The organism is Streptomyces sp. NPDC056486, from assembly GCF_042795295.1.
Taxonomy (GTDB): Bacteria; Actinomycetota; Actinomycetes; order Streptomycetales; family Streptomycetaceae; genus Streptomyces.
This window is the reverse complement of record NZ_JBHTSF010000255.1, coordinates 1-8,787: the sequence shown is the minus strand read 5'-3', so window position 1 is coordinate 8,787 and position 8,787 is coordinate 1. Positions and strand designations below refer to the sequence as shown.

Annotated in this window: 12 protein-coding genes; 10 read left to right on the top strand and 2 right to left on the bottom strand. The window is 66.1% G+C overall.

The annotated features are described in order from the left end of the window. Positions 1 to 34 precede the first annotated feature (34 nt). Complete coding sequence (locus ACFQ7F_RS44040) at positions 35 to 1,027, top strand: hypothetical protein (protein WP_383284766.1); 993 nt, start codon at positions 35 to 37, stop codon at positions 1,025 to 1,027. A gap of 349 nt (positions 1,028 to 1,376) precedes the next feature. On the opposite strand, the gene ACFQ7F_RS44035 is transcribed toward ACFQ7F_RS44040, so the two are convergent. Next, complete coding sequence (locus tag ACFQ7F_RS44035; RefSeq protein WP_383284763.1) at positions 1,377 to 1,769, bottom strand: molybdopterin-binding protein; 393 nt, start codon at positions 1,767 to 1,769, stop codon at positions 1,377 to 1,379. 186 nt (positions 1,770 to 1,955) lie between these two features. On the opposite strand from ACFQ7F_RS44035, the gene ACFQ7F_RS44030 reads away from it, so the two are divergent. Further along, the gene (locus tag ACFQ7F_RS44030; RefSeq protein ID WP_383284760.1) at positions 1,956 to 2,087 is read left to right on the top strand and encodes a hypothetical protein; all 132 of its coding nucleotides are present in this window, start codon (positions 1,956 to 1,958) and stop codon (positions 2,085 to 2,087) included. A gap of 67 nt (positions 2,088 to 2,154) precedes the next feature. Beyond that, positions 2,155 to 2,481, top strand: coding sequence for a divalent-cation tolerance protein CutA (cutA, locus tag ACFQ7F_RS44025; RefSeq protein ID WP_383284758.1), 327 nt, complete (start codon positions 2,155 to 2,157; stop codon positions 2,479 to 2,481). Between the two features lie 69 nt (positions 2,482 to 2,550). Here the strand turns inward: cutA and ACFQ7F_RS44020 are convergent, their stop codons facing one another. After that, positions 2,551 to 3,795, bottom strand: coding sequence for a helix-turn-helix domain-containing protein (locus tag ACFQ7F_RS44020; RefSeq protein ID WP_383284769.1), 1,245 nt, complete (start codon positions 3,793 to 3,795; stop codon positions 2,551 to 2,553). A 307-nt stretch (positions 3,796 to 4,102) separates the two neighbouring features. Between ACFQ7F_RS44020 and ACFQ7F_RS44015 the strand changes: the two genes are divergently transcribed. The 7 genes from ACFQ7F_RS44015 (at position 4,103) to ACFQ7F_RS43985 (ending at position 8,578) form a co-directional block, all read left to right on the top strand. Continuing rightward, the gene (locus tag ACFQ7F_RS44015) at positions 4,103 to 4,507 is read left to right on the top strand and encodes an ATP-binding protein (RefSeq protein ID WP_383284756.1); all 405 of its coding nucleotides are present in this window, start codon (positions 4,103 to 4,105) and stop codon (positions 4,505 to 4,507) included. Further along, the gene (locus ACFQ7F_RS44010) at positions 4,504 to 4,917 is read left to right on the top strand and encodes a hypothetical protein (protein WP_383284753.1); all 414 of its coding nucleotides are present in this window, start codon (positions 4,504 to 4,506) and stop codon (positions 4,915 to 4,917) included. Before ACFQ7F_RS44015 ends, ACFQ7F_RS44010 begins: the two co-directional genes overlap by 4 nt. A gap of 243 nt (positions 4,918 to 5,160) precedes the next feature. After that, a complete protein-coding gene (locus tag ACFQ7F_RS44005) occupies positions 5,161 to 6,198 on the top strand; it encodes a radical SAM protein (RefSeq protein WP_383284750.1) in 1,038 nt (345 codons plus the stop codon). 1 nt (position 6,199) lies between these two features. Beyond that, positions 6,200 to 6,838, top strand: coding sequence for a dTMP kinase (locus ACFQ7F_RS44000; RefSeq protein WP_383284747.1), 639 nt, complete (start codon positions 6,200 to 6,202; stop codon positions 6,836 to 6,838). Beyond that, positions 6,831 to 7,313, top strand: a complete 483-nt coding sequence (locus ACFQ7F_RS43995; RefSeq protein WP_383284744.1) for a hypothetical protein — start codon at positions 6,831 to 6,833, stop codon at positions 7,311 to 7,313. Before ACFQ7F_RS44000 ends, ACFQ7F_RS43995 begins: the two co-directional genes overlap by 8 nt. Then, positions 7,310 to 8,128, top strand: coding sequence for an STM4013/SEN3800 family hydrolase (locus ACFQ7F_RS43990; protein ID WP_383284741.1), 819 nt, complete (start codon positions 7,310 to 7,312; stop codon positions 8,126 to 8,128). Before ACFQ7F_RS43995 ends, ACFQ7F_RS43990 begins: the two co-directional genes overlap by 4 nt. 21 nt (positions 8,129 to 8,149) lie before the next feature. Continuing rightward, the gene (locus tag ACFQ7F_RS43985; protein WP_383284738.1) at positions 8,150 to 8,578 is read left to right on the top strand and encodes an NUDIX hydrolase; all 429 of its coding nucleotides are present in this window, start codon (positions 8,150 to 8,152) and stop codon (positions 8,576 to 8,578) included. Positions 8,579 to 8,787: the final 209 nt, after the last annotated feature.

Below are 8,787 nucleotides of genomic sequence, written 5' to 3'. Positions count from 1 at the left end.
GTACCCACTGACCAAAGAGTCGTAAAGGATAAGCATGAGTGCGCCAGCCGAGCTGACAGTCCCAGATCTCTACTGCCCTTTCCCCTCAGCAATTCATGCCGACGCCCAGTCCCTGGAAGCCGGCACCCTCGCATGGATGCAACGCTACGGCTACATCACCACTGCCGAAGAAGAACGGTCAGCCCACGACTCCCAGTTCGGTACTCTGGCCGCCCGGACCTACCCTGCCGGCCGGTCCGAGGTCATCCAGCTCGCCTCGGACCTGATGACCTGGCTCTTCCTGACAGACGATGCCAACATCGAAGAACCAGGCCATACCGACACGTTGCCCGTCACGGCCAGCCACATTCTTCACTCCGTGCGCATCCTTCACGATCCGGACGATCTCCCGCCCGCCCCCACTCACCATCACCGGGCGCTACAGGACATCAGCAACCGCGTCCGCGCTCTGGCGACCGAAGAACAACGGGACCGCTTAATCGGCGGCATGGTCGAATACTTCATGGCCGGAGCCTGCGAGGCCATCTACCTATGCCGCAAGATAACCCCGCCGGTGGATGACTACATCGCCCTGCGGGACTCCAGCATCGCGACCCGCTCGGTGTGCTTCCTTTTCAGCGAGATCGCCGGAAACTACCAACTCCCAGGGCCCCTATGGTGCCACCCCGGCCTGCAGTCCGCGGTGCGCCTGGCCACCCGTATCATCTCCAATCACCACGACATCCTCTCCGGCCTGCGGGAACAATCCAGGGAAGTTCCAATGAACCTGCCCTGGGCCCTTTCACAGGAACGGGAACTTTCCACGGTCGACGCGATCGCCCAAACCGCCGCGTTCGCCAACGCCGACACCCGCCGATTTGTCCAACTCGCCGACATCCTGCACGCCGGACACCCGAGTAGAGCGGTCGAACTGTACATCGCCGGCTTGAAGGCATGGATTCGCGGAAATCTCGACTGGAGCCTCACAACCGGCCGCTTTCACGTCAGCGACTACGTCGTGAAAGGGGATGTCAACGTTCGGCTCTGACACGGCGAGATCGTCGAAGCCCCAGGTGTACTTGTCCCCGCTCTTGGTGGTGCCGAAGACCTGGAGTGACCAGCGTTCCGGGCGGAAGTGGGGAACCGGCCCGTAATGCGAGATGGGCCAGCCCTTCGCCAGACGCTGCCCCGGCGGCAACATGCCTTGCTCTATCACGCGACCCTCTGTCTCCCTAGACGCAGATGCAAGGAAAAAGCGTATTGCAGGCTCCTAGGAATCAACCACATGGGTAATTGTGGCTCGTATCTGCCGCGCCCTGGTAAAGGGTGCAGAGGGTGCTGCGTTGCGCACTCCGCGCGTCACGCAGCACCCTCTGCAGGGTTCTGGTGCGTGGGCGTCAGGTGCGGTCGATATGTACGTTGGTCGACTTCGCGCGGGCGGTGGCCTCCATGCCGACCTCGAGGCCCAGCTCCTCCACGGCCTCCCGGGTGAGGAGCGAGACGAGTCGGTGCGGCCCGGCCTGGATCTCGACCTGGCCCGCGACATCGCCCAGCTTCACGGCGGTCACGATGCCCGGGAAGGCGTTACGGACAGAGGTGTAGGAGGTGTCCTCCTCACCGCCGTTCTGGGCTAGTTCGACCGAGAAGGCGGCCAGGTCCTTCCCGTCGACAAGACGGCGTCCGCCCTCGTCGCGCCGGGTGGTCACGCGTCCGGCATCGGCCCACCGACGTGCGGTATCTGGGCTGACGCCCAGCAGACGGGCCGCCTGCCCGATCGTGCAACGCTGCATGCTGCAAGAGTACGTGCAGAACCATTTGCCTCTGTCTCGACGCGTCAAGCGCCTTGACCCAATCCGGAGCCCCACGGCAGGGCGCTCGCCCGCTGATCGACAGGACAGGCCCGAGGCGCAGAGCACGTCGGTGCACGTCTGGCGCAGCAGGTCGGTGGGCGCGTCGTCGCTGAGCCCGGCCAGTGCGTGCACCGCGCCCAGCCGCACCGCAGCGGACTCACCGCCGAGTTGGGAGACGGCGGTGGTGAAGCGTTCGGTGTGCAGCCGGGTCGCCTCGCGCAGCGCGCCGTCCTCGTCGACCCGCTGGCGCCGGACTGAGACGCGCGCTGAAGATGTCCGGTCGGCTGGGTAGGGTCGTGGTACACCGAGCTGGAGAGGTAGTTGCATGGCCACCGAAATTGTGATTGCGCAGACGACCGTCGACGACGAGGGCAAGGCGGAGGCGCTGGCGCGAGGTGCGGTTGAGGGGCAGCTGGCGGCCTGCGCCCACATCGATGCTCCGTTCACCGCCGTCTACCGGTGGAAGGACGCCATCGAGACCGCTCAAGAATGGCGGATCTCGTACAAGACGACCACGGATCGGCTGCCGGAGCTTGGCGCATGGGTGGCCCAGCAGCACCCGTACGACGTTCCAGAATGGATCACCCTTCCCGTGACCGGCGGGTCCGAGGCGTACCTGTCCTGGGTTGTCGAGGAGACGACCGCGTCCTGAAGAGGCGGCGGACAGGGCGTCGGCGCTTGTGTCCTGAACCTCGCGTTCGCTCAGGGACCGGGCGCAGGTTCAGGACGTGAACTGCCGCAGGTGGTGGGCGAGGTCCCGTTCGCTGTCGGGGAGCCAAGTGGCGACCGTCCGGGCCCGTTCCTTGCCCATCGTGTTGGGCTTGGCCTGTGACGCGGATGCGAACTGACGTGACACGTAGACACCCTGGTCGATGTCGCCTCCACGCAACAGCGCCGATGCCAGGTCGCCGAGGACGACGACGCCACCATCGGACAGGCCAGTTCCGAGGCGTTTGACCGCGCTGTCTGCCGTGGCGATCAGCTCTTGTCGCCGCAACTGTCCGTATACGGAGAGTGCGAGAGAGTCCATTCGGTACGGGGTGACGAACCGTACCCATGCCTGCTCGCTGGTGTGGTCCGCGAAGTCGTAGGCGAACCGTGCGCGATCTAGTGCGTGCAGCGCGCCCGTGTCGTCGCCGAACTGTGCAGCCTCCTCCGCGTGTCTGCCATGGACCCAGGCGGCAGCGGTGGCGTTGCCATGACCACGCACATCCTGGGCAGCCTGGGCAAGGAACTCCAACTTCTCCTGTGGCGTCGGGGAACCGTAGCTGGCGTAGGTCAGGGCCAAGGCCCGAAGCGGCGGGTGACCTGCGGTCTGTGCACACTCCGATGTGACCTGGTAATAGGCGCCGGCCTTGTCGTGCTCTCCCAAGTCCCACGCCACCCATCCGGCCAGGGCGGCGGTCTCCCCGGCGGCGATGGTCAGGGCCTGTTCATGTTCGCCGGCGCGCGGCAGAGCGGCTGTGATCGCGTCGAGGTGCGACTCGACTGTGCTTTGGAGAAGACGGGCGCTGAGATTGAGCTCCTGCACATGTAGTTCAGCGGCTCGATCGATGAGGGCGACCGCAGAGGTCGCATCGATCTTGGTTCCCTTGCTGAGGGCGCAGGCTAGTCGCTCCCAGGGTTCGGCAGCGGTGGCTACCCCGATGGCAGCGCTTCCAAGTAGCGTTCGGCGTTTCACGTCGTCCAGGTCCTCCACTTCACGGACGTACCCCCGCCTGCGCCTGGCGCGGGCGGCTTTCGCCTCCCGCTGCAGCTCGTCGAAGGGGACGCCGCAGGCCGCCGCGATGTGCGCAAGCGTGTGGTTTGTCGGGACGTTGTCAAAGTTCTCATAGCGGCTGACTTCGCGGCGGGTCATGGTGTCCCGGCCGGAGACGGCATTGATAGCGGCTGCCTGCTCCTCCTGGCTCCGGCCCGCTTCCTTCCTGAGTCGGAGAAGCAGCTCGGCGAACGCATCTGCTGGCATGAGTGTGACCTCTGGCAGTGGGCGGATTCCAATGATGGCCTCAAATCCCCCTCGGATTTCCCCCCTTGCCAGGTTTTTCCCCCTCCGGATTCCCCTGGTAGAGGGCGTCGCCGCGCGGTGCGATAGGTGCATGACCAGGCTTCGGAAGGCGACCCCGGCCAGCGGGGGCGCCTGCGGCTTTGCATCCGCTGGGTGCGCTCCAACCTCCTCGACCTGCTGGCTCATGTCGATGGAGAAATCAGTGATCAACCAGTCGTGTAGGGATTGGTGCCACGTTGACCTCGGAGCTGGCGGAGGCGCGAACGGCATGGCAGAGGCAGGCACGAAGGAGTACCGGCAAGAACTTATGGCGAATCCGGATGTGTTGACGGTGGTACGGCGCCTCGTGACGGTTCACGTTCGGCGGTGGGGGCTGGCGGCGCTTGCGGACTCGGTGGTCTGTTGCGTCAACGAACTCCTCGCCAACGTCGATAGGCACACCCGCTCCCCGTACTGCATCCTCACGCTCCAGCGCCAAGTCAGCTGTATCCGCGTGGTTGTTGAAGACACCAGCAACGAACTTCCTGTGCAGAAAGAACCCGACTGGACCGCCCTGTCCGGCCGCGGTCTCGCGCTCGTCGACAGCCTCGCCGACCGTTGGGGTGTCGAACCCGGGCCGATCGGCAAGAGCGTGTGGTTCGAGATCTGCGTGAGCGAGGTGCAAGCTCCATGAATCGCATGCGCAGCCACTGGACCATGGCGCCGCAGCAGCACGCCGCCGGATACTGGGCTGAGTTCAACGGATACGACCAGAGCTTCGGTCCTCCGCTACGGGCCTTCCAGATCGCCGGCCACGTCGCGCAGACGCCTGCGCGGGCCCTGGCGTGGCTGCGCTGGCGTGCCCGCCAAGCGGTCTGGCAGATGGACGAGCCTCACGCTGCAGCCGCGATTCTCTCTTGGCTGAGTGATCGTGGCCGTGCACTCGACGCGGTGACCTACCTGACGTGCGGCGAGATGTACGTGCATCTCGTCAGTGAAGGCAGTACCCACTACGAGTTCAGCGCGCGTCCAGTCTTCCTCTCCTCCGACGCGTCCAACTGCGCAGCTGCCCTGGCCCCATGTGACGGAAGGCCAAGCGCGTGAGGAACTGTGTCCAGCCATGCCGCCGCCATCTCCTGGCACATCCGGTCCAGGGCGGACTTCGTGCACGCCCGCGGATGGCGGAGTGTCGATCTCCCGCAGGGCGGATGACAACTGCAGTGGGTGCGGAAGCCGCTGGGTGATCGATCCCATGAGGCAAACAGCCTGACCCGAGATGCCAGAGCCCATCCAGTTCTCCAGCTGCCCGGCGCACACGGCTCCGCTCCCCGATCTCCGGAGGCTCCCATGCCCGTACCCTTCACCCCCCCCACGCCTGTCCCGGCGACCAGCGACGTCGACTACACGGCCTTGCACAACTTCGCCGCCCTGCGCGGCCAGCTGCGGGTCTCCCTCACCCCGCACTGCAACGCCAGATGCTGGTTCTGCCACAACGAAGGCGACGTCCCGCCGCCGGAGGCCCACTGCGATCACAGCAAGAAGCCCCGAGCGCGGCAGTTCGACGCTGCCGCGTACGTGCAGACCATCAACAGCCTCATGGGCTCCGGACTCAAGCGGGTGTACTTCACCGGCGGCGAGCCCCTCATCTCCCGCTGGGCCCGCCCTGTTCTTGAGGCACTGCCACCCGCTGCCCCGGACGCCTCCTACACCCTCATCACCAACGGCCTGCTACTGCGCCGCAACCAGGAATGGCTGGCCCGCACTCCGCTGGACAAGGTGAAGGTGTCGCTGCACTACTTCTCCGACCAGTCGCTGATGGAGATCGCGAAGGTCCACAAGGGCATCCGCGCCATCCTCGACGGCATCGAAGCGGCTCGCGAGATCGTTCCTCGTGTCGAGCTGAACTGCCTCTTACAGCGTCAGAACGAGCACGAGATCCTGCCGATCCTCGACTACGCGCTCGAACGCCGGATGCCGGTGCAGTTCATCGAGCTCGTCGACACCGACTACAACGCGTCCGGCTCGTCGGCAGCCGTGTCCGCCGACGGTCTCATCCGCTACCTGCGCAGCCTCACCAGTCATGAGCACACCGAGATCGCCGGGGTCGGGCAGGGGCGAAGGGTGTTCCGTATCGACGGCGTCGAGATCGACGTCATCCACCGCGACCTCGGGCGACATCACGTCGGCCAGTGCGGCACCTGCCCGCTGCGCTCCCAGTGCATCGAAGGGTTCTGGGCGCTGCGCGTCGACCAGGCCGGTGGCCTGCAGCCGTGCCTGCTGCGTGAGGACCTGCGCCTTGACCTGCTCGCCCACCTCGACGACCCGCTCGCCCTGACCGCGGCCGTCGCCCGCCACATCGCCGCCTTCACGGAAGGAACCCTGTGACGTGAACGACCTGCCCGTCGCCTACCGGCCGCGCACCTACGAAGGCAGCGAGCTGCCGTTCATCGTTCTCGAAGGGGTCTCCGGCATCGGAAAGTCGACCCTGGCCCGGCTGCTGACTCAGCAGTTGAAGGCGGCGCACCTGCACACGCTGCCCAAACCGCACAATGACTGGTCCAAGACGGCCAACGACCGTCTCGCTCCGCTGCCCCAGCTCGCCTTCTATCTCTCCGGTCTGCTGCACGCCGCAGACCGTGTCCGCGCCGCCCGCCAGATCAGCCCGGTGGTAGCCGACCGCTACCAGTCCTCCGTGATTGCCTGCCACGCCGCCGTCCACAACATCGGACTCGAACACGTACGACAACTCGCCGCCCCGTTCCTGCCCTACATGATCCGGCCCACCGTCACCTTCTACCTGCGCTGCTCCGAGGAGACGCTCAAGGCCCGGCTGCACACCAAGAAGGACATCAAGCAGGACGACCGGGACCTGTTCGCGGTGCCCGGCCGCCTGAAGCAACTGCTCTGGAACTTCGAGGCCGTCGCCGCCGCCGACCCGAGCGCAGTCTGGGTCGGCACCGACGGCAAGACCCCCGACCAACTCGCCCACGAGATCAAGCACGCCCTGGAGCGCTCTCGTGCTTAACCCCATCGACACAGTCGCCGTCATCACGGGAAGCGGCGCCAGCGGTACCCACCCCGACCAGATCCACGCCGGCGTCGCCTGGTGGCTCGGCTCCTGCCTGGTCGTCACTCGTGGCGCCTCCCGGGCCGTGGTCGGACACGACGGGCACCCGGTGAGCACGGAATACGCGGCCCGCTTCGCCCGTGGCGCCGTCAACGCCCAGCACTACAGATGCCACACCACCGTCCTGGTGGGCGCGGTCGATGAGGACGGCCTGCTGGCTGTTCGCAAGGACGAGAACGCCGTCGGCGCCTACATCACGACCAGCGAGGACGACACGGTAACCATCACCTTGTACGACGTGCTCGGCGAGCGCCTGACGGAGCGGTCCGGCCTCGACCGCATCCGCGCCCTCATCGCCACGGACCGTGTCCCGATCCCCGTCAATGACAGGGCGCGCGGTGTGCTCGATTTCCACGAGGAGGCCGAGCGATGAGCATTCCGATCCATACTCCCGGTGCGATCGATGCCGCGCACATCATCACCTCCGGCCTTCCGATCCTGTTCGTGACGATCGACTCGCTGCGCTACGACGTGGCCAAGAGTGCCCTGCGCGAGGGCCGCACCCCGCAGCTGGCCCGGCTGCTGCCCGCCGGACGGTGGGAGCGCCGATGGACGCCGGGCACGTTCACGCTGCCCGCCCACACCGCCTTCTTTTCCGGGTTCCTGCCCAAGGTGCCAACGCCCCGCCAGCCACCGCGCCTGTGGGAGTGCCGGCCCCCGGCCTTCAAGGACGTCGACGAGCGGACCTTCGTGTTCGACGCCCCCAACCTGCTGCAAGGGTTGAAGGTCCACGGCTATCGCACGGTGTGCGTGGGAGGCGTCACCTACTTCTCCCGGGAGACACCCCTCGGCGGCGTGCTGCCCGACCTGTTCGACGAAGACCACTGGCGCCCAGAGTTCTGCTCTCCCGAGCCAGACTCCACCCGGCACCAAGTCGACCAGGCCCTCAAGCTTGCCGAGCAATACGCGAACCGGCCGCTCTACCTTTTCATCAACGTGAGCGCAACGCACGTCCCGCACGGTCACTACCTCGGCCAGAGCGCGGACACTGTCTCCTCCCAACAAGCGGCCCTGGCCTACGTTGATAGGCACCTGGGTCGACTCGTTGATCAGCTCACCGCTGCCCGTTCGTGGCTGATCATCATGTGCGCCGATCACGGAGACGCCTACGGCGACGACGGCTTCCACGGACGGGGCATCGTGCATCCCAGCGTGACCACCGTGCCGTATGCCGCATGGGTTCAGTGATGACCGCTACGCTCACCGCCCATGAGCGATGCACCCAAGCGCGACGCCTCCGTGGTCGTGGCGGTCAACGACGATCACCACGTCGCGATCCTCAGCGCGCACTTTCCCGAACACGGCGGCGAATACCTGTTCCTGCCCGGCGGCCGACGCGAGGACAACGAGGATGCGGCCACCTGTGCCCGCCGTGAACTCAAGGAAGAAGCCGGCGTCACCGCCTCCTCCTGGAAACACCTGGGCAGCTACGCCATGATGCTCGCCTCAACGGCCCGCATCGACCTGTTCCTGGCCCAGCACCTCACCTTGGGCTCCCAGGAACTCACCGAAAGCGAACAGCACTTCAAGTTGGACTGGTGGCCGCTCGACGCTGCGCTGCATGAGGCCGAGCGAGGACGCTTCCTGCTGCTCGCAGGCCCCCTTGCTCTCTTCCTGGCAGCTCGCTCCATCGCCTGATCAACTGCGCTGTCTGCACGCTTTTTACGCTCGCCGCCCCGACCGTTGCATAACGCGCCGGGCGGAGCCGTCTCGCGGGCGTTACCGCCCACCACCGCATCCTTTACTGCAACCGTCCGGACGCAGGGTCTTTGAGAAGTGCTCTTGTGTCCGGGTTCGTCATGCCAGCCCTAGGGCGGTGAGGGGCCGTAGGTGGTCACGAGCGGTGC